Source organism: Bacillus sp. FSL E2-8887 (genome assembly GCF_038007205.1).
Lineage (GTDB): Bacteria > Bacillota > Bacilli > Bacillales > Bacillaceae_G > Bacillus_A > Bacillus_A mycoides.
In genome coordinates this window covers 4,269,673-4,291,462 of sequence record NZ_JBBOWS010000001.1, presented here as the reverse complement: position 1 = coordinate 4,291,462, position 21,790 = coordinate 4,269,673, and the positions used below count along the sequence as shown (strand labels likewise).

Annotated in this window: 26 protein-coding genes, 1 pseudogene and 1 other annotated feature; of the genes and pseudogenes, 14 read left to right on the top strand and 13 right to left on the bottom strand. The window is 36.6% G+C overall.

Features of this window, described 5'->3' with window-relative positions:
• Positions 1 to 158: 158 nt before the first annotated feature.
• Complete coding sequence (gene ccpA / locus NSQ08_RS22020) at positions 159 to 1,157, top strand: catabolite control protein A (RefSeq protein ID WP_002034370.1); 999 nt, start codon at positions 159 to 161, stop codon at positions 1,155 to 1,157.
• A 34-nt stretch (positions 1,158 to 1,191) separates the two neighbouring features.
• Here the strand turns inward: ccpA and NSQ08_RS22015 are convergent, their stop codons facing one another.
• Both NSQ08_RS22015 and NSQ08_RS22010 read right to left on the bottom strand, forming a co-directional pair.
• Complete coding sequence (locus tag NSQ08_RS22015; RefSeq protein ID WP_137075980.1) at positions 1,192 to 1,554, bottom strand: DUF4288 domain-containing protein; 363 nt, start codon at positions 1,552 to 1,554, stop codon at positions 1,192 to 1,194.
• Positions 1,555 to 1,568: 14 nt separating this feature from the next.
• A pseudogene (locus NSQ08_RS22010) lies at positions 1,569 to 1,676 on the bottom strand (DUF3949 domain-containing protein); the annotation flags it as partial.
• Between the two features lie 111 nt (positions 1,677 to 1,787).
• Between NSQ08_RS22010 and NSQ08_RS22005 the strand changes: the two are divergent.
• Entirely contained in the window at positions 1,788 to 2,060 is a 273-nt protein-coding gene (locus NSQ08_RS22005; protein ID WP_000636592.1) for a DUF3917 domain-containing protein, read from the top strand.
• A gap of 49 nt (positions 2,061 to 2,109) precedes the next feature.
• Here the strand turns inward: NSQ08_RS22005 and mscL are convergent, their stop codons facing one another.
• The 3 genes from mscL to NSQ08_RS21990 form a co-directional block, all read right to left on the bottom strand.
• Positions 2,110 to 2,511 (bottom strand): large-conductance mechanosensitive channel protein MscL, encoded by a 402-nt coding sequence (gene mscL / locus NSQ08_RS22000; protein WP_002015591.1) that lies wholly within the window; start codon positions 2,509 to 2,511, stop codon positions 2,110 to 2,112.
• Between the two features lie 128 nt (positions 2,512 to 2,639).
• The gene (locus NSQ08_RS21995) at positions 2,640 to 3,566 is read right to left on the bottom strand and encodes a Gfo/Idh/MocA family protein (RefSeq protein WP_002143411.1); all 927 of its coding nucleotides are present in this window, start codon (positions 3,564 to 3,566) and stop codon (positions 2,640 to 2,642) included.
• A gap of 79 nt (positions 3,567 to 3,645) precedes the next feature.
• The gene (locus NSQ08_RS21990) at positions 3,646 to 4,326 is read right to left on the bottom strand and encodes an ankyrin repeat domain-containing protein (protein ID WP_340778820.1); all 681 of its coding nucleotides are present in this window, start codon (positions 4,324 to 4,326) and stop codon (positions 3,646 to 3,648) included.
• A 149-nt stretch (positions 4,327 to 4,475) separates the two neighbouring features.
• On the opposite strand from NSQ08_RS21990, the gene NSQ08_RS21985 reads away from it, so the two are divergent.
• The 3 genes from NSQ08_RS21985 (at position 4,476) to NSQ08_RS21975 (ending at position 7,014) form a co-directional block, all read left to right on the top strand.
• The gene (locus tag NSQ08_RS21985) at positions 4,476 to 5,930 is read left to right on the top strand and encodes a sensor histidine kinase (protein ID WP_002034337.1); all 1,455 of its coding nucleotides are present in this window, start codon (positions 4,476 to 4,478) and stop codon (positions 5,928 to 5,930) included.
• Position 5,931: 1 nt separating this feature from the next.
• Complete coding sequence (locus NSQ08_RS21980) at positions 5,932 to 6,621, top strand: response regulator transcription factor (protein ID WP_002034338.1); 690 nt, start codon at positions 5,932 to 5,934, stop codon at positions 6,619 to 6,621.
• A gap of 123 nt (positions 6,622 to 6,744) precedes the next feature.
• Complete coding sequence (locus NSQ08_RS21975; protein WP_002129432.1) at positions 6,745 to 7,014, top strand: hypothetical protein; 270 nt, start codon at positions 6,745 to 6,747, stop codon at positions 7,012 to 7,014.
• A 66-nt stretch (positions 7,015 to 7,080) separates the two neighbouring features.
• Here NSQ08_RS21975 and NSQ08_RS21970 read toward each other — a convergent pair whose 3' ends face one another.
• The 4 genes from NSQ08_RS21970 to acuA form a co-directional block, all read right to left on the bottom strand.
• Positions 7,081 to 7,941, bottom strand: a complete 861-nt coding sequence (locus NSQ08_RS21970) for an alpha/beta fold hydrolase (protein WP_063218502.1) — start codon at positions 7,939 to 7,941, stop codon at positions 7,081 to 7,083.
• A gap of 135 nt (positions 7,942 to 8,076) precedes the next feature.
• Entirely contained in the window at positions 8,077 to 9,243 is a 1,167-nt protein-coding gene (acuC, locus tag NSQ08_RS21965) for an acetoin utilization protein AcuC (protein WP_340780216.1), read from the bottom strand.
• Positions 9,240 to 9,884, bottom strand: a complete 645-nt coding sequence (locus NSQ08_RS21960) for an acetoin utilization AcuB family protein (protein ID WP_000634567.1) — start codon at positions 9,882 to 9,884, stop codon at positions 9,240 to 9,242. Before NSQ08_RS21960 ends, acuC begins: the two co-directional genes overlap by 4 nt.
• Positions 9,885 to 9,901: 17 nt before the next feature.
• Entirely contained in the window at positions 9,902 to 10,534 is a 633-nt protein-coding gene (acuA, locus tag NSQ08_RS21955; RefSeq protein WP_002112293.1) for an acetoin utilization protein acetyltransferase AcuA, read from the bottom strand.
• Between the two features lie 176 nt (positions 10,535 to 10,710).
• Here acuA and acsA point away from each other — a divergent pair, with 176 nt between their 5' ends.
• The 6 genes from acsA (at position 10,711) to tyrS (ending at position 15,982) form a co-directional block, all read left to right on the top strand.
• The gene (acsA, locus tag NSQ08_RS21950; protein ID WP_002015579.1) at positions 10,711 to 12,429 is read left to right on the top strand and encodes an acetate--CoA ligase; all 1,719 of its coding nucleotides are present in this window, start codon (positions 10,711 to 10,713) and stop codon (positions 12,427 to 12,429) included.
• A gap of 88 nt (positions 12,430 to 12,517) precedes the next feature.
• Complete coding sequence (locus tag NSQ08_RS21945; protein WP_061674735.1) at positions 12,518 to 13,075, top strand: maltose acetyltransferase domain-containing protein; 558 nt, start codon at positions 12,518 to 12,520, stop codon at positions 13,073 to 13,075.
• A gap of 66 nt (positions 13,076 to 13,141) precedes the next feature.
• Positions 13,142 to 13,597 (top strand): hypothetical protein, encoded by a 456-nt coding sequence (locus tag NSQ08_RS21940; protein ID WP_061674736.1) that lies wholly within the window; start codon positions 13,142 to 13,144, stop codon positions 13,595 to 13,597.
• On the top strand, positions 13,578 to 14,123 hold the full coding sequence (locus tag NSQ08_RS21935; protein ID WP_061674737.1) for an RNA polymerase sigma factor: 546 nt from the start codon (positions 13,578 to 13,580) through the stop codon (positions 14,121 to 14,123). The genes NSQ08_RS21940 and NSQ08_RS21935 overlap by 20 nt, the downstream gene beginning before the upstream one ends.
• Positions 14,104 to 14,349 (top strand): hypothetical protein, encoded by a 246-nt coding sequence (locus NSQ08_RS21930; RefSeq protein ID WP_001293781.1) that lies wholly within the window; start codon positions 14,104 to 14,106, stop codon positions 14,347 to 14,349. Before NSQ08_RS21935 ends, NSQ08_RS21930 begins: the two co-directional genes overlap by 20 nt.
• A gap of 77 nt (positions 14,350 to 14,426) precedes the next feature.
• Positions 14,427 to 14,655: a binding site (T-box leader), on the top strand.
• A gap of 70 nt (positions 14,656 to 14,725) precedes the next feature.
• Positions 14,726 to 15,982, top strand: a complete 1,257-nt coding sequence (tyrS, locus tag NSQ08_RS21925; RefSeq protein ID WP_002015575.1) for a tyrosine--tRNA ligase — start codon at positions 14,726 to 14,728, stop codon at positions 15,980 to 15,982.
• Between the two features lie 78 nt (positions 15,983 to 16,060).
• Here the strand turns inward: tyrS and NSQ08_RS21920 are convergent, their stop codons facing one another.
• Entirely contained in the window at positions 16,061 to 16,363 is a 303-nt protein-coding gene (locus NSQ08_RS21920; protein WP_340778807.1) for a YjdJ family protein, read from the bottom strand.
• 150 nt (positions 16,364 to 16,513) lie between these two features.
• Between NSQ08_RS21920 and NSQ08_RS21915 the strand changes: the two genes are divergently transcribed.
• Positions 16,514 to 16,642 carry a hypothetical protein gene (locus tag NSQ08_RS21915; protein WP_000050938.1) on the top strand — a complete coding sequence of 43 codons (129 nt, stop codon included), beginning with the start codon at positions 16,514 to 16,516 and terminating at the stop codon, positions 16,640 to 16,642.
• A gap of 87 nt (positions 16,643 to 16,729) precedes the next feature.
• On the opposite strand, the gene NSQ08_RS21910 is transcribed toward NSQ08_RS21915, so the two are convergent.
• A complete protein-coding gene (locus NSQ08_RS21910) occupies positions 16,730 to 17,878 on the bottom strand; it encodes a type I restriction endonuclease (RefSeq protein ID WP_340778804.1) in 1,149 nt (382 codons plus the stop codon).
• 242 nt (positions 17,879 to 18,120) lie between these two features.
• A complete protein-coding gene (rpsD, locus tag NSQ08_RS21905) occupies positions 18,121 to 18,723 on the bottom strand; it encodes a 30S ribosomal protein S4 (RefSeq protein WP_002015568.1) in 603 nt (200 codons plus the stop codon).
• 398 nt (positions 18,724 to 19,121) lie between these two features.
• Between rpsD and megL the strand changes: the two genes are divergently transcribed.
• Entirely contained in the window at positions 19,122 to 20,300 is a 1,179-nt protein-coding gene (megL, locus tag NSQ08_RS21900) for a methionine gamma-lyase (protein WP_340778802.1), read from the top strand.
• A 199-nt stretch (positions 20,301 to 20,499) separates the two neighbouring features.
• Here the strand turns inward: megL and NSQ08_RS21895 are convergent, their stop codons facing one another.
• Positions 20,500 to 20,979 (bottom strand): GAF domain-containing protein, encoded by a 480-nt coding sequence (locus NSQ08_RS21895; protein WP_002138633.1) that lies wholly within the window; start codon positions 20,977 to 20,979, stop codon positions 20,500 to 20,502.
• A gap of 147 nt (positions 20,980 to 21,126) precedes the next feature.
• On the opposite strand from NSQ08_RS21895, the gene refZ reads away from it, so the two are divergent.
• The gene (gene refZ, locus NSQ08_RS21890) at positions 21,127 to 21,765 is read left to right on the top strand and encodes a forespore capture DNA-binding protein RefZ (protein ID WP_002088994.1); all 639 of its coding nucleotides are present in this window, start codon (positions 21,127 to 21,129) and stop codon (positions 21,763 to 21,765) included.
• Positions 21,766 to 21,790 lie beyond the last annotated feature (25 nt).

The following is a 21,790-nucleotide window of genomic DNA, read 5'->3' as shown; positions in this document are numbered from 1 at the left end:
GAAAATATTGTATGACCCTGTGTTTTTAGCGTATCATTAGTAAAAGGAAGAACTCGGGACGATTGTTGGCATCTGCAAATAGAGTTGATGTCTTTTTTTCATTCAAGTGAACCGATACATAAAAATAGATAACATAAATAGAAGGAGTGTGCGAAGAGATGAACGTAACAATCTATGATGTAGCGCGTGAAGCAAATGTTTCAATGGCTACCGTATCACGCGTTGTGAATGGTAACCCAAATGTAAAGCCTACAACAAGAAAGAAAGTATTAGAAGCAATTGATCGTTTAGGATACCGCCCGAATGCGGTAGCACGTGGACTAGCAAGTAAGAAGACAACTACAGTGGGTGTTATTATTCCTGATATCTCAAATACGTTTTATGCAGAACTTGCTCGTGGAATTGAAGATATCGCAACAATGTACAAATATAACATCATTTTAAGTAACTCTGACCAGAACAAAGAGAAAGAGTTCCACTTATTAAATACGATGCTTGGGAAACAAGTGGACGGGATTGTTTTCATGGGTGAAGATATTACAGATATTCACGTTGAAGAGTTCAAAAAATCTCCAGTACCAATTGTATTAGCAGCGTCATTTGATGAACAAAATGAAACGTCATCAGTAAATATTGATTATACACAAGCGGCTTACGATGCAATGAAGCATTTTATTGAGCAAGGACATAAACGTATCGGTTTCGTCTCTGGTCCTTTCATTAATAAAGCAGGAAGCGCGAAGAAGTTACAAGGTTATAAAAAAGCTTTAGAAGAAGCAGGTATTTCATATGATGAAAATCTTATAATTGATGGAGATTACACATATGATTCAGGTATAGAAGCGTTTGAAAGACTTTGGGGCATGGATGAAAAACCAACAGCAATCTTCGTATCTTCTGATGAAATGGCACTAGGTGTAATCCACGCAGCACAAGACGCGGGATTAAACGTACCAACGGATATCGAAGTGCTTGGTTTTGATAACACACGTCTTGCATTAATGGTTCGTCCGCAACTTTCGACAGTTGTACAACCAATGTATGATATCGGTGCAGTAGCAATGCGTCTACTAACGAAATATATGAACAAAGAAAAAGTAGAAGATCACTCAGTTATCTTACCTCACCGTATCCAATTTAGAGATTCAACGAAGTAAGAATAAGAGAGCTCACAGCGATAGCTGTGAGCTTTTATTCATATTCAGGATAATGGTGTTTAACTACTGTAGCTACACTTTCAGTTTTCTTAACATGTAAAAAGCGTGCATATAATTCTTTTCCTGTCTCAAATGGTGTGTCATCTAATTCGAAAACATGCAACACTTTTCTAAACGTCCATGTTACTTGCTCACCGTACATATTATCGTACGTATCTTCAGACTGTAGAGCTATCTTTTCACCTAGTTCATGAGCTTCCTCTAAACTGTTCGCCTTAACGAGAATGATACTTTCTTCAAAAAGTGTATCGTGATTCTCTTCATAATGTTCATCAATTTTACTAGGATTAGGTTTACCTGAATGGACAGATTCAAATAATAATTTTACAGCATACATATGGGAGAATCTCCTTATGCTGAATGTTTTATTTTATAAACAATACTCGCGATAAGTGAAGCCGGTATTGTAAATACGTTACTTTGATAAGGATAATGTATTTTGGATTCTTCATAAGATATTCGCTACAGTTTGGATTATTCCTTGTTATATGTCACACAAGTGCAAATTTAACTATTATAGGGCAATGTCATGTATAATAGAAAGAAAAGGCTTGTGAGGGGGGAGAAGAGATGATCGTTCTTTGGATAATTACGCTTTGCATGACTGCTATTTTTGCATATATGACGTTAAAACAAAATGGCTTAAAGCGATTTGTTCCAGGAAGTATTCTTGCAGGAATCGCCCTTATCACGTATGTAATTTCTATTTTTATTGAAAGTGTATCAGTGGACATGAGCACAAGTTTAATGTTCATGGGTATTACACTATTTGCAGGTAGTATTATGGTACTTATGGTCGCTGGTATTATTTTATTTATTCATATGAATTCAGAAACGTTATAGCATATAGAAAAGGCATGTCCCGAGGGGGCATGCCTTTTTATCCGTTCAATTATGCTCTATCTTTAGAAGAGTTTTGTTGTTTTAGTAAGTCGCGAATTTCGCCAAGAATTTCTTCTTCTTTTGTTGGTTCTGGAAGTTCTTCTTTCTTTTCTTCTTCTTCTCTTTTAGATGTTAGTTTGTTGAAAACTTTAACAAACATAAAGATAGCAGCTGCAATAATTAAGAAATCAAAAATAGTTTGGATGAAGTTACCATACATAATAGATGATTTACCGAATGTAAGTTTTAAATCTGTAAAGTTAACGCCGCCCAGTACCATACCAAGTAATGGTGTGATGATATCTTTTACTAAAGAACTAACGATTTTACCGAATGCAGCACCGATTACAACCCCGACAGCTAAATCGATTACATTCCCTTTGAATGCGAATTTTTTAAACTCGTTCCACATGTGTTAATCCCATCCTTTCCACGATTCATTATGAAATTTATAATTCCTATCAACATATTCTATAGAAATTTGCGACAGAAATAAAGGGAAAATGGGAATGAAAGTAAATTCTGAAAAATGTATCCGTTTTAATTTTTAGTTGCATTCTCCAGTAGAGATTGCAACAGTTGCTGCGTTTTTAATCCTTCTAATCCATCTACAACAGGTTTTGTATCTCCGTGAACACATTCGATAAAATGATGAACAGCATCTTCAAAACCGCGCTGTTTTAACGTCGTATCCCATGATGGTGAACCGCTTTGCGAAACGGAGTTTTCTTGTTCAATTTCAAATGTGTTCATATTTTTTACGCGAATGATTTTCCCTGTTGTTACAAGTTCAATTTGTTCTAAGTTTGTACCGGCATGGCGATGCATCGCTGTTGAAAGTAACAGTCCATTTGCAGTTGTATATGTATGATGTCCGTAAAGAAGTTCATTCTTTTCATTAATTTGCATCATATTATGAACGACGTTAAGATCATCATTAGCTAACCAGCGAGCAGTATCTACAATATGTAAGTAATCATCTAACATAGTAAAGTCGTACGTATATGGCCCGACTTTATTTGTGCGGTGTTTTTCAATTCGAACCCATGAAATATCATGAGCTTGCTCTTTTGCAGCAACATACATAGGAACGAATCGGCGATTAAATCCGACCATTAACTTTCGGTTATGCTTTTCGCTCAACTCGACTAGTCGCTCAGCTTGTTCCACTGTAGCTGCTAGCGGTTTATCAACATAAACGTCGATTCCTTTTTTCAGAAGTTCAGAAACGATTTCATAATGTGTAGCAGTTGAACTGTGAACGAAGATTGCATCACATTCCGAAGCTAACGTTTCAATAGAATGGAAGTCTTGAATGCGGTATTGTTGGCAAACTTGTTTCCTTTTCTCTGCGTTAGGTGTAAACGCCCCTACAAAATTCCAATCTGTTTCTTTTGTAAGTGTTGGAAGATAGGCCTTTTGCGCAATACTTCCAAGTCCAATCATCCCAATTTTAGGTTTGTTCATGTTTATTCCCACCCTATTAATATTAATGTAACGGGTTAAATGTAGCATAGGGTGGGGGAGGAAGGCAAAAATTAGCTTTTTACTTACGCCCTTCTAACAAAATCTTCTCTATCTCTTCAAAGTTATGAGCGCGAGCATGCTCTAGCGGGGTAACACCATCGTTGTCTGGAATATTTACATCTGCACCGTGCTTAATAAGAAGCTGAATGACTTGTTGCTGTGTTTCGTTTCCGTTACTTAGTACGATGGCTTCCATTAAAGCGGTCCACCCGAGATTATTTACATGGTTAACATCAATAGTTGTTCGCGTAAGGAGTTCTTTAATAACATCAATATAGCCATGTTCTGACGCGGGAATAAGAGCTGTTCCGCCGTAACGATTCGTAAGCGTTGGATCCGCACCAGCATCAATCGTTAGTTTTAAAATGTCCAAGTAACCTTCTGCACCGGCGTATAGAAATGGATTGTTTTTCATATCATCTTGGATATTTACGTCAGCACCAGCGTCGATAAGAGCTTTGGCGGTTTTTACATCATTTTTGTATGTAGCAATCATAAGAGAAGTACGTCCTTTATTGTTTGTTATATTTATGTCAGCCCCTTTTTTGAGTAATGATATAACAGTATTCGTTTCTTGTTTCTCAGTAGCTGTTAGTAGCGCTGTCTCCATGTTTGTCATCTCCTTTTTAACCTCTTGTTCTTGCGAGCATCCTTGCAAAAAAATTACGCAACAGATCATGCTTAATGTTTTTTTGAACATGGAATTTCAACCTCCTCATTGCAACTGTAAAATAAGAACATTAAATTTTTATAAACTGACGCTAAAATTACTATAAAATCGCTTGAGTATTTGAACATATATTTTTATGCTTATGAATAACAAGGTTTGTTAAAGTGAGGATGTAACATATGTCTATTAAAACAAGATTTTTATTCTCTTATATTGCTGTTATTCTCGTTTCCATTACGCTCATATTAGTCGCGGGATTTTTAATTGTTTTTTCCATAACAGGAGACTTGGAATCGGTGAAAAATTTCTATAAAAGTTCCTATATTCAAAAGCCGCTTACGCCAGAAGAAGAGAATACGTATATTGAATTGAAATTAGCGGCAAAGAAAAATCAATCACAACTATTAGATGAATCGTTCGTTTCATCACTTGAAAAAGAAGGTGTGAAAATAGTTGTAAGAAAGGGAGAAACGATTTCTTATGCTACAAAAATATTTGAAGGTGTATCTTTAAAAGAAGCCATTCCGAAATTTGAATCAGCAAATATTAATAGTCGTGGTACAACGGAACTAGGCGATACATTTTATCGATATGTAAAATTTGATTTTTATTTTCCCGGAGATGAAGAAGGGAGTATATTTGTACTAAAAAGGCAAAGTTCATTTGTCGATCTCACACAAAAATTATTTCCAATTTTGTTCGGAGGGCTTTTACTGTTAGCCATTTTACTCATAGGGTTATTAAGTTATTTCGTCTCAAGAAGTGTGATAAAACCAATTTTTGTATTGAAAGATGCGACTGGGAGAATTAAAGAAGGGGATTTAGATTTTCAAATTCCAGTTACATCCCATGATGAGATTGGGCAATTAAATCAAGGATTTGAGGAAATGAGGAAGAAGTTAAAAGGGTCGATTGAGATGCAAACACAATATGAAGAAAATCGAAAAGAGCTCATTTCAAACATCTCTCATGATTTAAAAACACCGATTACATCTATTATTGGATATGTAGAAGGCATAAAAGATGGAGTCGCAAATACGCCAGAAAAAATGGATAAGTATTTAACGACCATTCATACGAAGGCAAAGCATATGGATACACTCATTGATGAGCTCTTTTTGTTTTCGAAGCTTGATTTGAACCGAGTTCCCTTTCAGTTTGAAACGATAGAGTTAAACGTGTTTATGCAAGAATTATTAGAAGAGATGCAGATGGATTTAAGTGAGGGAGGTATAGAAGTTTATTTACAATTACATTCATCACCACTATATGTAACGGCCGATTGTGAAAAGATAAATAGAGTGATATCAAATTTAATTCATAATAGTGTGAAATACATGGATAAAGAAGCGAAGAAAATTACTGTAACAGTATTAAGTGATAACAATAAAGTTATTGTAAAAGTGATGGACAATGGATCAGGTATAGAAGCTGATACGCTGCCGTATATATTTGAGCGGTTTTATCGTGCAGAGCAATCGCGAAATTCTAGCACAGGTGGAAGTGGACTTGGCTTAGCGATAGCGAAGCAAATTGTTGAAGAACATGGTGGGGAAATTTGGGCGGAAAGTAAGCTTGGGGAAGGTACAAGTATTTTCTTCTCATTGAAAAAAGTACAGGAATGTGGTGAGTAGAATGAAGAGAATTTTACTAGTAGAAGATGAAATAAGTATTGCAGAATTACAGCGAGATTATTTAGAAATTAGTGATTTTCAAGTCGATGTAGAGCATTCAGGTGAAATAGGTCTACAAATGGCTCTTCAGGAAGACTATGACTTAATTATTTTAGATATTATGCTTCCGAAAATGAACGGTTTTGAAATTTGTAAACAAATACGTGCTATAAAAGACATTCCTATTTTGCTTGTTTCAGCAAAGAAGGAAGATATAGATAAAATTCGCGGACTCGGATTAGGTGCAGATGATTATATAACGAAACCATTTAGTCCAAGTGAGTTAGTCGCAAGAGTAAAAGCACATATTTCTCGTTATGAAAGATTATCAGGAAATGTGAGTAAGCAACGCGATACGTTATATATTCATGGAATTTCTATCGATCAGCGAGCGAGAAAAGTTTTTATAAACAATGAAGAAATTGCGTTTACAACGAAAGAATTTGATTTATTAACATTCTTTGTAACGCATCCAAACCAAGTATTAAATAAAGAACAGTTATTTGAACGTATTTGGGGACTAGAATCAGCTGGCGATTTAGCCACTGTCGTTGTTCACATTAGAAAGCTACGTGAAAAAATTGAAAGAGATCCTGCTCACCCGCAATATATTGAAACAGTGTGGGGAGCTGGTTATCGCTTTAACGTGTAATGTACCTGCCAAGTAATTGGTAGGTTTTTTATGTTATTCGAACAAAAAGGGAATAATAGGTAATTTATGTTAAAATATAAAGAGAGATAAAACATAGGAGAGCATGAGAGGGCGTGATACATTTTGGGAGATACATTAAAAGATAATAAATCAAACAAGGCTTTAAAGATTGGAACCAATATCATACTTATCTTATTAATTATCGGTGCAATACAAATGTTTTATGATGAAGATTCTACGAATGATCATTTCGGTGGGTTATTTATGATGGTCTTTTTTGGAATTAAAATAATTTCTAATTTTATGATGAGTATAAAAGCAGGAGATAAAAAGTCGATATTCATTGATGTAGGCTTAATGATTTTTTTGTTCTTCTTGTTGTTTCTAGTGTGAAATATTTCTTTTGAAAAAAGTTCATATTCTTATAGAGGCTGTGAGCTTTCCTTAGTAATAACGGTACTAGTGTAACGATTTATAAAATGTTTGAGTAGTAGAAGTAAACTGAGCAGCTTCTTCTAAAAAAGGATAATGGTTACTCTCCTCAAATATCACAAAGATAGAATTACGTATACCCTCATGCATCTCGATAGAATATTGGATCGGGCACTGTACATCATGTCTTCCGCATATAATAAGGGTCTTTGTTTGGATGGAAGGTAAATTCTCTCTTAAATCAAATGACGGATATTCATTGGCGAAAGTGTTCATCCGGCTAGCGGACATTGTTTTTTGGATTGGTTTACAAAAATAAGAGTTGTAGTTTTCTGGTTTATACAATGATAATTTTGTTCTCTTAGTAGATAATTCTTTTCGTTCTGCATTTGTAAGATGAGGGCTTTTCAAGTTTTCGATGAGTTGTTGCATATAATGAAACTGAGGATGTGCTGGGTGATAAATGCAAAATAGTGTTTCGGTATAGTTACTTGCTGCGGCTCCGGCCATGACTAATGATTGTAAGGAATTTGGATATGTAATCGCATATAAAAGTCCAAGCATACCGCCTGTTGAGTGGCCAGCGAAATGCCATGTTGGGAGTTGTAAAGCTTCTCGTATTGCTTCTAAGTCGTGAACGGTTTCAATCATACTTAATTCTTTTTCTGAATGGGCTTTTGCTGAGTTACCAGCGTTTCGTAAATTAATGAGCAATACACGATGCGTAGCAGTGAAAACATCCGCAAAGTAATCGCCAGTTTCATTAAATTGTGAATAGTGATGTGTAATGCAAAGCGGTTCGCCATTTCCTTTTGTAAAGATTTCAAATGTGCCACGTTTCGTGTTGATTATTTGTTGTGTCCACATAATATCACGACCTTTTCTCATAAAAGTTGGACCGGCTAATTCTTAAATAAAATATATCAGCGAATCTCAAAATATATCGACTTACCGACAGAAAACGACAATAATAGCTAGCTATAAATAAAAGGAGGCTGTTCAAAAAGCGAGCCTCCTCTCTGTTTAATATAAAGATTTTGTCATATTATTCCGAATAATTTTAAGAGATTTCGCTACAGTTAATGCATTTTTTTCTTCGATTTCTGGTTTTCTAGGGATAGGTTGATACATGTTGTCTGGATCTTCCCATGTAAGGGGAAGGTCGGTTTCTGCTTGTCCTTTCCAAGCGTCAATCCATTCTGGAGGGAGATAACCTGAGATGTTTTGGATGTTGTTCATTTCGAGCCAAATGAGTGCCCAAGCTCTTGGTACGACGCGCCAGTGATCATAGCCACCACCGCCGACAGCAATCCAGCGACCGTCGCAATATTCATTAGCGATTTCACGAGCGAGCTTCGGTATTTCACGGTAAATATTCATCGTTGCGCAAAGGTGTGTAAGTGGATCGTAATAATGTGCATCAGCACCATTTTGCGTTAAAATAATATCCGGTTTAAAGTATGCTGCCACTTCTTTTACAACTGTTCGATATGAATCTAAAAACGATTCGTCTTCTGTAAAAGCGTCGAGTGGAACGTTAAAAGAATAATTATATCCATTTCCTTGTCCACGTTCATTTACTGCGCCAGTTCCAGGGAATAAATAACGCCCAGTTTCGTGTAATGAAATGGTGCATACGTTAGGATCGTCGTAAAAAGACCATTGTACCCCGTCGCCGTGATGAGCATCTGTATCAATATACAAAACGCGTAAACCGTATTTCTTCTGAATATATTTCATTGCGATAGAGCTATCGTTATAAATACAAAAGCCAGATGCTTTACCACGAAAGCCATGATGTAAGCCGCCGCCTAAATTGAGGGCGTGCTTTACTTTCCCGGAAAGAACAGCATCGACAGCTGTTAATGTTCCGCCAACGAGTAATGCACTTGCTTCGTGCATATTTGGAAACATCGGTGTATCTTCTGTTCCAAGTCCGTATGTCATCGCAATTGATTTTTCTAACTTACCTTCTCCAGCACGTTTTACCGCATTTATGTACTCCGCTGTATGAACGTAGGCAATCTCTTCATCTGTAGCCATCCGTGGCGCGATGACTTGAGAGGGAGAGATAAAACCGCTCTTTTGTAATAAATCATACGTGAGTGTGACACGCAGTTGGTTAAAAGGATGATCAGGGCTAAATGAATAGCCCCGAAAGTCATCCGAATAAATGAAGGCGCTACTCATGCTTGCATCCCCATTATGTTCGGCCATAAAACACGATAGCCTTCTGTTTCAAGTGCTTCAATCACCCTTAAAGGATTCATCGTTTGAATGCGGAAAACGAGTACTTTATCATTCTCATCTTTTGCTGGGTAGACGAGAACGCTCACAATATTTATTTGTAAATCACTAAAAATAGCAACGACTTTTCCAAGAATACCAGGTTCATTTTTCACTTGAATTTCAATTTGTGAACTCGGTTGATGAGCTCCTGTTAATTTTACTAACGTGTGCAGCACTGTAGATTCAGAAATGATACCTACGAGTTTTCCAGCTTTCGTAACAGGAAGACAGCCTATTTTATTTTCAAAAAATAAAGTCGCAATTTCCTCAACGAAATCGAGAGGGTGACAAGTCATAACAGGGTGTTTCATTATGAGTTCAAGCGGTTGCTTCAGCATATCGAGTGAAACTTGTTCATCTAAAATAGACGGACTTGCATCTCTTACATCCCGATCAGAAATAATACCTACGACATGATTATTTTGATCGACAATTGGAATGTGCCGAATGCCTTTCGTACGTATCGTTCGGATTGCTGTTTCAATTGTATCGTTTGGATGCAGTGTCACTACATCTTGATTCATAATTTCTTCTACAATCATTCCAGTTGCCCCCTTTATTAATACATAAAACGATTGTGAAAACGTAGACGATCAAATGCTTGAATAGAATCCGTATCAACACGTTTACCGATGCGAACCATTAAACAGTTGGCAGGATGTGAACAAATTTCAGGATCGTCTGTAGCCATCCATTGTAAACCACCAGCATTCATCATTTTTTCCATTACTTTTCGGTATTCCCAAACATTTAAGCCTGTTTGTTTTAAATCCCAGTGCCAATAATATTCAGTCGTTAATATAATGTAATCTTCCATATGATCGTCCATCATTGAAACTTCTAATAAATTTTTTCCGACAGAGCAACCACGAAAGGCTGGGACAACTTCAATCGCCCCGAGTTCAATTAAGTTTTCAATCTTTCCTTCTGACCATCGCTCGAGCGGATCAGGATATAAGTATGTAACATACCCAACGATCGTTTGGTCATGTCTAGCAATAATGAGACGAGCTTCTGGTAATTTAGAAATTTCGACAATTGCTTTATATTGCTGCTCGGCAGGACGAAACGCAATTAAGTCTGGATGAAATTCATACATTTCAAGATTATGTGTAGAGACAGGACCTTCAATAATTAAAGTGCCTTTCGCTGTTTTTAAGTTTCTGGCATTATATATTTTTTTATGAATCAATTTATTGCTCACCACCTTGAGGGTTTGTGAATCTATTAATATCGTACTTTATAATATATGCGATGTGAATCGAATTTTGTCATTAAAAATTTGTCTAAAAATCAACAAAAATACTGAAAATTTTAAATAATGTCATTATAATAGATAATAGAATACATAGGAGGGGGATGTAAAGTATGAAAGTGGAAACGCTTCCTGTCATTAAAGGAGAAAATAATTTGCCGAATTATGAAGAGGCATACGCGAATTTTAACTGGGAAGAGGTTAATAAAAATTTTACTTGGAATGAAACAGGCCGAGTGAATATGGCGTATGAGGCAATTGATAAGCATGCGAAATCCGATCGAAAGAATAAAGTAGCACTTTATTATCAAGATGGATCGCGAAAAGAGAAATATACGTTTAAGGAAATGAAGGATTTTTCTAATAAAGCAGGAAATGTCCTGAAAAACTATGGCGATGTTGAGAAAGGCGATCGCGTTTTTATTTTTATGCCGCGTTCCCCAGAATTATATTTCGCACTTTTAGGTGCAGTGAAATTAGGGGCAATTGTTGGACCATTATTTGAAGCATTTATGGAAGGCGCAGTTCGCGATCGTTTAGAAGATAGCGAAGCGAAGGTGTTAATTACAACTCCTGAATTGTTAGAGCGCATACCATTAAATGATTTACCTGCTTTAAAAACAGTCTTCCTTGTTGGAGACAATGCAGAAGAAGGCGGTAAAACTGTAGCGTTCAATCCTTTATTTGAACAAGCTTCAAAAGAATTACATATCGAATGGTTAGGCCGTGAAGACGGTTTAATTCTACATTACACATCTGGTTCTACTGGTAAGCCAAAAGGTGTCCTTCATGCTCAAAACGCAATGGTTCAGCACTATCAAACAGCGAAATGGGTATTAGATTTAAAAGAAGATGATGTATATTGGTGTACAGCTGACCCAGGCTGGGTAACTGGAACAGCTTACGGTATTTTTGCACCGTGGTTAGTGGGAGCATCAAATGTTATTTTAGGCGGGAGATTTAGTCCAGAGGCATGGTATGAAGCACTGCAAGATTACGGTGTAACAGTTTGGTATAGTGCACCGACAGCGTTCCGTATGTTAATGGGAGCTGGACAAGACGCAATTAAAAAATATGATTTATCACAAGTGCGTCACGTATTAAGTGTTGGTGAGCCATTAAATCCAGAAGTAATTCGCTGGGGTATGAGCGCATTTGGACTTCGTATTCATGATACGTGGTGGATGACAGAAACAGGCGGACAAGTTATTTGTAACTATCCTTGTATGGAAATCCGTCCAGGTTCAATGGGGAAACCAATTCCGGGTGTGAAAGCAGCGATTGTTGATAATGAAGGAAATGAAGTGCCTCCATACACAATGGGGAACTTAGCGATTGGTAAAGGTTGGCCATCTATGATGCGTGCGGTTTGGAATAACCCACAAAAATATGATTCTTACTTTATGCCGGGAGATTGGTACGTATCAGGTGACTCTGCTTATATGGATGAAGATGGATACTTCTGGTTCCAAGGACGTATTGACGATGTAATTATGACGTCAGGTGAGCGTGTTGGTCCATTTGAAGTAGAAAGTAAATTAATCGAGCATGCTGCTGTAGCGGAAGCTGGTGTAATTGGTATTCCTGATCCAGTACGCGGAGAAATCATTAAAGCATTTATCGCGCTTCGCGTGGGATACGAACCATCTGATGAATTAAAAGAAGAGATTCGTCAATTTGTGAAAAAAGGCCTAGCAGCTCATGCAGCGCCAAGACAAATTGAATTTAGAGATAAATTACCGAAAACGAGAAGTGGTAAAATTATGCGCCGCGTATTAAAAGCGTGGGAATTAAACTTACCAACAGGTGACTTATCGACGATGGAAGATTAAAAGAGGAAGGGTCTGAATGAATACGTTCAGACCCTTCTTTTTTATGTTATTATAAACTTATATATACGTGTTGGGAGGGGAGAAGGAAATGAAAACAGAAAAAGAAAAGATGATACTTGGGGAAATGTACATACCAGCTGATCCTGTTTTGATTCAAGAGAGGGAGCAAGCTCGTATATTAACGAGAAAATTAAATGAAACGCCAGAAGTACAATTAAAAGAGCGTAGCGAAATCGTAAAAGAACTATTCGGAACGACTGGAGATAACATTCATCTTGAATCTTCTTTTAGATGTGATTACGGTTATAACATTCATGTTGGCGAAAATTTTTACGCGAACTTTGATTGTACGATTTTAGACGTGTGTCCGGTGACAATCGGAGTGAACTGTATGTTAGCTCCAGGTGTTCACATTTATACAGCAACGCACCCGCTTGATCCAGTAGAGCGCATAAGCGGATCAGAGTACGGAAAACCAGTTACAATTGGCGATAACGTATGGATTGGCGGAAGAGCGATTATTAATCCAGGTGTAACGATTGGAGATAATGCGGTGATCGCATCTGGCGCTGTTGTAACGAAAGATGTGCCGGACAATGTAGTGGTTGGCGGGAATCCTGCGAAGATTATTAAAAAAATAAAATAATATTTGAACGAAGTGCCTTCCTCGTCTGTATACATTTATGAAAGAATAGATGAGGGAGGCTTTTTTATGTCTAATAAATTACTTCTTGCTTTTGCCGTAATTGGAATTATCGTCGTATTTTCTTGTGGTTTGCTATTACCGATGCCAATCGGATTTAAAGTATCAATGATTACAGCCGGTGTCATGATGATTGTTATGTTTTCAATCATTATTCCGTTTGATAGAAAACATATAGTACGGAAAAAAGGATATAAAATTGATTTTACAAAAACAAAAGTGTATTTTCGCTGGAATGTATTTGATACGATTTCGGCTTGTTTGGCAGTGTATGCGTGCATATGTGTGCAAGCATTAAATATTTTAGTTTCAACCGGACAGACAATTCAAAACCCGTATGTTCAATTTTTTACGAATCAATCGCAAGTATGGATTATTGTCGCAAGTTGCTATTTAATTTCCCGCATTTCATTAACGTTAAAAGGAATAAAGGAGATCAAAAATCATGGCGCAGATTGGGATTGAGGAAGAGCTCATGCTTGCGTATCGAAGTGGAGATAAGCAGGCAGGAGAAAAACTATATGTTTTGATCAAACCAGCGCTATACACATTTTTATATCGATTTAACCGAGATGAACAATTAAGTATCGATCTCGTGCAAGATACATTTTTGACATTAGAACGAAAGAAACATATGTATGAACCTGAAAAAGGTAAAATAAAAACGTATTTATTTCAAATTGGTTATCGTCTTATGATTAATAAATTAAATAGAAGAAAAAAGTGGCGTACGCTTTTGCCGTTTTTAGTGCCGATTCAGGAAAAAGAATTTTCTATCGAAGACCGGCTCACGGTAAGAGCGGCAATTTTGAAAGTTCCTGAAGAACAGCGGGCTGTCCTTATTCTTTCTTATTATCATGATATGCAGCAAAAAGAAATTGCAGAGATATTAAACATTCCCATTGGAACAGTGAAGTCGAGACTCCATAACGGGATAAAGAAACTGAAACAATTGCTGGAGGTGGATGAAATTGAGCGAAAATCCCTTTAAGAGTGAATATAAATTAAAACAGCATTTAGATAGTGACCATGTAGAAATACCGGATTTTCCAAAAACGGTAAGTCGCTTCGATCGATTAATCGGATTTCTTGGTTCTCCAGCGAAAGATCCTGTGGAGGCAACGATTGGAAATGATTTATCGGTTGTGTTTCATGTATCGTTATTAGTTGGAGTTCCAATTCTTTCTCTTATTACGATACTCTTTGCGACGTTGTAAAGGATTGGCAAGGAGAGAAACTCGACCTCTATTTGACACGCCTATATAAATGATGGTATAAAGAAAAGTATATGAATAATTGAGCGTGGAAAGGGAGAAGTAGTGATCATTTCCCTGTTTTAGAGAGCTGATGGTCGGTGGAAATCAGCACATAGATGATCGCGAATTACGCCCCTAGAGCATCTTTTTTCGATTGAATTGTATTCAAAAGGGAAAAGACGGTGCTAAGCCGTTATGTAAATAAGGTGGTAGGCTTTTTTTGTCTGCAACTAGGGTGGTAACGCGATGATCAAAATCGTCCCTTATTTAAAGGGGCGATTTTTTTATGTTTTCAACCTTCACGCCAGTAATGAACTTAAAGGAGAGTATGTAGGATATGGGTATTTTACAAGATCTTGAATTTCGCGGTCTAATTAACCAGCAAACAGATGCTGAGGGCCTTGAGCAATTATTAGAAAAAGAAAGCGTTAAATTATACTGTGGTTTCGATCCGACAGCGGATAGCTTACACATCGGTCATATGTTACCAGTATTAATGTTACGTCGTTTCCAATTAGCTGGTCACCAACCAATCGCACTTGTTGGCGGTGGTACTGGTATGATCGGTGACCCAAGTGGTAAAAAAGCTGAACGTACATTAAATACGAAAGATACAGTTGCTTACTACACAGAAAGCATTAAAAACCAACTTTCAAACTTCTTAGAGTTCGAAAACGTGGACAACCCAGCAACAATGGCTAATAACTATGATTGGCTTGGTAACTTAGATGTAATTTCATTCTTACGCGATATCGGTAAAAACTTCGGTTTAAACTATATGTTAGCAAAAGATACAGTAGCATCTCGTTTAGATACTGGTATTTCATTTACTGAGTTTAGTTATATGATTTTACAATCATACGACTTCTTAAACTTGTACCAAAACCATAATTGCCGTCTACAAATCGGTGGTAGTGACCAATGGGGTAACATTACAGCTGGTCTTGAATTAATCCGTAAATCAGAAGAAGATGCGAAAGCGTTCGGTTTAACAATTCCACTAGTTACAAAATCTGACGGTACGAAGTTTGGTAAAACAGAGGGCGGCGCAATTTGGTTAGACCCAGAGAAAACAACTCCTTACGAGTTCTACCAATTCTGGATTAACACAGATGACCGCGACGTTGTTAAATACTTAAAATACTTCACATTCTTATCTCATGAAGAAATTCTTGAGCTTGAAAAGCAAGTAACTGAAGCACCAGAAAAACGTGCAGCACAAAAATCATTAGGATCTGAAATGACAAAACTTGTTCACGGCGAAGAAGCGTTAGAGCAAGCAATTAAAATTTCAGCTGCATTATTCAGTGGCTCTGTAGCAGAACTTACTGCAAGCGAAATCGAGCAAGGATTCAAAGACGTACCATCTGTAGAACGCACTGCAGAAGATACAGTATTAATCGACTTACTTGTAGAAAGTAAAATTTCACCATCTAAACGTCAAGCACGTGAAGATGTAACTAACGGTGCAATCTACGTAAACGGTGAGCGTACACAAGCGTTAGACTACGTTGTAACAGAAAACGACCGCATCGAAGGTAAATTCACAATCATTCGCCGCGGTAAGAAGAAATATTTCTTAATTCGTTACTAATCAGAAACGAGTGTAAAACAAATAGTACCCCGAATGGTAGGCTGAAAAGTCTATCGTTCGGGGTTTTTATGTATGCATTTAAATTGCCTCATGATTTCTTTTAAATAGAATATGAAGAATTAATACGAGCATGTAAAGTAAGCTAATTTGCATAACGACAAATGCTCCGGGATAAAATTTTGCCGCATATATAAAGAAATCGATTTGATAAATATCGTCATAATGTGAAACGTACCCTTTAAAATAATTCGTAAACTTAGCGCTATATTTCCATTCATCAGGATTATCTATTAAATTACTCCCTTGATACCAACTCATAAGTGCTGAAGTAATAAAAAGCATACAGGCACTACCCAATTGAACCATTTGATTTATTGTCAAAATGAAACAACCTCCTATTTAATGGTTATTATAGCGTGCATTCGTATTCCTGTAACCTTTTTGTTGTAATCTCCTTTTCGAGTTCATACGGAAATCACATGTAAGCGGTATGATAAATGTATAACAAATAGAAAGGAGTGGTAAAACAAAATGTCACTAGAAGCGCTCATTATTTTTTCTTTGCTAAACGCTGGTCAGCTTGCAGAGCATTCGAAGGTTGATGTACATAAAGAGCAGAAAGATGCTTATGTATATGTTCAAAAAGAGGAAAATAAATAATTTTATTTTATATATAAACGAAAAAAGCCAATCCAGAGGATTGGCTTTTTGTCAGGTATTTGGAAAAAGAGTGGGAATTTCTCTCTTTTAAACATTAGCTAAAATTTGATCATAGCAAGAAATAATAAGTGGTTCCAAATCTTTTAAATCATTAACATTATCAATGAAAATTCTACTCACTCCCTGTGATTTTGGAGCCTGTTCAACTACAAAATTAGGGCATAGCTGTTTAGTAGCTTCTAAATCTAATCTTACAACTAAGGATTTTGCTTCTCCATCGAGGAAGAGACGTATAAACCATTTTGTGATTACACGATTCATGATGCAAAAATAACTAATGGTATCTTTATATTTAAGGTCGCTGATGTCTCTGTGATTTTCAGTTAAAATCTCTTTAACAATGTTAAATGCGGTTAGTTCATCTTCGGTAGTGAAAACTCTATCGGGTTTGTCTTCTTTGCTAATGTCTTCAATCATTTCGGTAGAAGCGGCTGCAACCAAGTTTGTTTCTATTTTCTCCGTTGTTTTTGTTTCTTTTGGTGTTAAACCATCACTGATTATTTCTAATAGTGTTTGATTAATTGCTTTTTTAACAATTGGTCGAAATCGCTCTAAAACGTTATTTGTAATTCTAGTTGAGCTAAAGTCTTTAATTAGAAAGCGAAGGAAGTCATCTGAAGGATTTTTAAATAATTCTTTAATTGTAGAGTTTAAATTGGTCATATAAATAAGTTCTTCGGCATATTTCACGATTCCCTCAGCTTCAAAATTTTCTTTTGTAAAAGTTTCAATTGTTTCAATGTCTGTATTGGTTAAATTATCCATGTTAAATGTGAAGAAAGGTTTTTCATCCATCACGTTGTCATTTGTTAAATCAGTATAAAACTTGTATTCTATACCATTAGTTAGCACTCCTACTTTGACATCGGGTAAGGAATTAAAATACCTAGATAATTGTGCATCATGTTTAAGGAGGTTTTCTGTTACGGATTTTGCCTCAATTAAAATAATTGGCACTCCATTTTTGAAAACCGCATAATCGACCTTTTCCCCCTTTTTAGTTCCAAAGTCCGCAATATACTCAGGTCTAACTTCTAAAGGATTAAAAACGTCATAACCTAGCTTTTGAAGAAACGGAATAATTAATGATTGTTTGGTCATTTCTTCATTAGTTATGTACTCTTTTCGTTCTAAAACTTGGTTAGCTATTTTATTTATATCATTTCTAAATTCCATATCCACGTCTCCTTGGTTTTTTTGATTGAAAATTCTTAATATTAATATTATTCTACTATGAAAATTGATAATATAACAGAAGTTCTGTATGAAAATAGGGAGGTTATTTTTGGGGTTTGAATTTGATTAAATAAAAAATATTTGTTTTAAATGGGGGTGAGGAGTATTTTTTATGTTACGTGTGATATAAAAATAATGGTGGGAATTGAAAAAAGCCAATCCAGAGGATTGGCTTTTTGTCATTAACGAGAGTAGAACTCTACGATTAATGCTTCGTTGATTTCAGCTGCTAACTCAGAACGCTCAGCGTGACGAGTGTAAGTAGCTTCTAACTTATCAGCATCGAAAGTTAAGTATTCTGGTACGAAGTTGTTAACTTCGATCGCTTCTTTAACAACAACAAGGCTGTTAGATTTTTCGCGAACGCTGATAGTTTGGTTAGGTTTAACGCGGTAAGATGGGATATCTACGCGAGCGCCATCAACCGTGATGTGACCGTGGTTTACTAATTGGCGAGCTGCACGACGAGTGCGAGCTAAGCCCATGCGGTAAACTAAGTTGTCAAGACGAGCTTCAAGAAGGATCATGAAGTTTTCGCCGTGCTTACCAGGCATTTTACCTGCTTGGTCAAATGTGCGACGGAATTGACGCTCAGTCATGCCGTACATGTGACGAAGTTTTTGTTTCTCTTGTAATTGTAAACCGTATTCTGAAAGTTTCTTACGTTGGTTAGGACCGTGAGGACCTGGTGCGTAAGGGCGTTTTTCTAATTCTTTTCCTGTGCCGCTTAGAGAGATTCCAAGACGACGAGACAGTTTCCATGCTGGACCTGTATAACGAGCCATAGTTGACTCCTCCTTTAAAAATGTTTTTATTTTCGTAAAATAAAAACAGACGTAATCGATATTTACGGGTATTTTGTTTTCATGTACCTTCGCTCCAGCAGCAGGGAGTTACGAGATACACCTCCGCAGAGGAACAAAATACAAACGATAAACTCACATTACAAGGCTGCCTTTTTATTTTACACAAACGCTATTATATCTTTTACTTACAGTTTCGTCAAGAGACTCCCTTTTTGTTTTATGCAGATAAATTTTGGAAATTAACAAGAAGGAATTTAAAACAATATAAAAGAAATGATAGAAACACAAATAAAACGCTTACATAAAATGTAGTAAAGACGTTCATCAGATTTTTCCTGGTGGATATGTGGAAATAAAGACATAAGGGGGATGTTTTTATGAAAAAGAAACATATAGAGACAGCATTAATTCATCACGGATATGAATCAAATGAAAATAAAGGGAGTTTAACACCACCTTTATTTCAAACTTCTACATTTACGTTTGAGACAGCACAGCAAGGAGAAGCGAGTTTTGCGGGAGAAGATCCATCTTATATTTATACAAGGCTTGGGAATCCAACTGTGAAATTATTTGAAGAACGTATGGCTGTTTTAGAAGATGGAGAGGAGGCGCTGGCGTTCGGTTCAGGTATGGCAGCCATTTCAGCAACTTTAATCGGTTTTCTAAAGGCTGGAGATCATATTATTTGTTCAAATGGATTATATGGATGTACGTACGGTTTTTTAGAAGTATTAGAAGAGAAATTTATGATTACGCATTCGTTTTGTGATATGGAGACAGAGACTGATATTGAAAATAAAATTCGTCCAAATACAAAGCTCATTTTCGTTGAAACACCGATAAATCCAACGATGAAATTAATTGATTTAGAAAAGGTGATCGGGGTAGCGAAGCGCAATGATTTGCTTGTTATTGTTGATAATACGTTTTGTTCACCTTATTTACAAAGACCTCTTGAACTTGGTTGTGACGCCGTCGTTCACAGTGCGACAAAATATATTGGTGGTCACGGGGATGTTGTAGCGGGTGTAACAATTTGTAGAACGAAAGCGTTAGCTGATAAAATTCGTCCGATGCGAAAAGATATCGGCGGTATTATGGCGCCGTTTGACGCATGGTTATTGTTACGCGGATTAAAAACATTAGCAGTAAGAATGGATCGGCATTGTGATAATGCGGAAAAAATTGTATCGTTTTTGAAAAATCATGAAGCAGTAGAAGGTGTTTGGTATCCGGAGGGAGAATTAGCATCCCGCCAAATGAAACGAGGCGGGGGCGTTATTTCTTTTTCAATTAAAGGCGGGAAAGAGGAAACACAGTCGTTTATCAATGACCTCCATTTTATTACAATTGCCGTAAGTTTAGGTGATACAGAAACGTTAATTCAGCATCCAGCGACGATGACGCATGCAGCTATTCCAGCTGAACTAAGAAAAGAAATGGGTATTTTCGATAATTTAATACGCCTATCTGTCGGCTTAGAATCATGGGAAGATATCGTTTCTGATTTAGAACAGGCACTAAAGAAGATATCTACTGTGAGTAATCAATAAAGTGAAACTTTAATCAATGGGGGTTTTGTCCATCCCCCGCTGATTATTAGCCCTCACAAATCGGGCTTTTACGGGCAGTTATCTCCCACCTAACTTCCTTGTATTCGCCGAATTTACTGCCCGTTAATGCGGGATAAAAAAGAGTGAGCTATCGGTTTCGTACGTTACGTACGTAATCGATAGCTCACTCTTTTCTTTATTAAATATGTTTTAGGAGTGTTTCCACAAACTTTTCTAAATAGTGCTGATCTACTTCATCGAAACGATTTTTTTCAGGACTATCAATATCAAGCACACCAATGATATTTCCTTCTTTCATAATCGGTACAACGATTTCAGAATTAGAGGCACTATCGCAAGCGATATGTCCTGGGAATTGGTGAACATCTGCTACAAGTTGCGTTGTTTTTGTTTCAGCTGCAACACCGCAAACACCACGTCCGAACGGAATACGCACGCAAGCTGGCATCCCTTGGAATGGTCCAAGAACAAGTTGATTTCCTTCTGTTACATAAAAGCCAACCCAATTAACGCGATCTAAAAATTGATTTAATAGTGCGGACGCATTTGATAAGTTTGCGACTACGTTCGGTTCGCCAGTTAATAATGCATCCAGTTGTTTAATTACTGTCTCATATTGCTCTTCACGAGATCCTGCATAACTTTCTTTTGTAAACATGGAAACAACTCCCTTTTTAGCGAGATATGTAAAACGATAGCAAAATACGATGTATTTCACATGACTTTGTCGATAGAAAATTAAAGGAATTTGTCTTAAAAGTCAAGAAATTTAAACTATAGCTGTTCAGTGAGAGGAAGTGAGCGCATGAAACAGACGAAACAAAAAGTAATTGATGCGGCAATATCGTTGTTTAACACGAAAGGTTATGATGGAACGTCGGTGCGAGAAATTGCAAAGCGAGCGGATGTGAATGTAGCGAATATTTCATATTATTTTGCTGGAAAGCAAGGGTTATTAGAACAGCTTATTACTGATTTTTTAGAAGGATATATTCACGTGATTGAAACGTCATTTGAACAGAGAGAATATTTATCGGCTAAAGATGTGATGGTGCAAATGGTGCGCGGGATTTTACGATATCAATTTGATAATAGAGAACTGACACGTTTTTTTTATAGAGAGCTTTCGCTTGATACGACATTAATTCGTGAAGTGATGACCGTTTATTTTTCTAGAGAAAGATATTATATAGAGCAAATCATTAAACAAGGACAAATGAAGCAAGAATTTAAAAAGGTATCTTTTACAATGTTTATGACGCAATTAAAAGGCATGATGAATATGCCGTTTTTATATCCACAATATATATCAGAGGTGCTACACTCATTTCCGTCTGAGACGTTTTTCTTAGAAATGTATACGAAGGAAATTGAGCAATGGATGGAACGAACATTATATAAAGCGAGTATGTATTATGAACTACCAAGAGCTGTTCATATGTGAAAAATCCCCACCTAACGAACTGAGG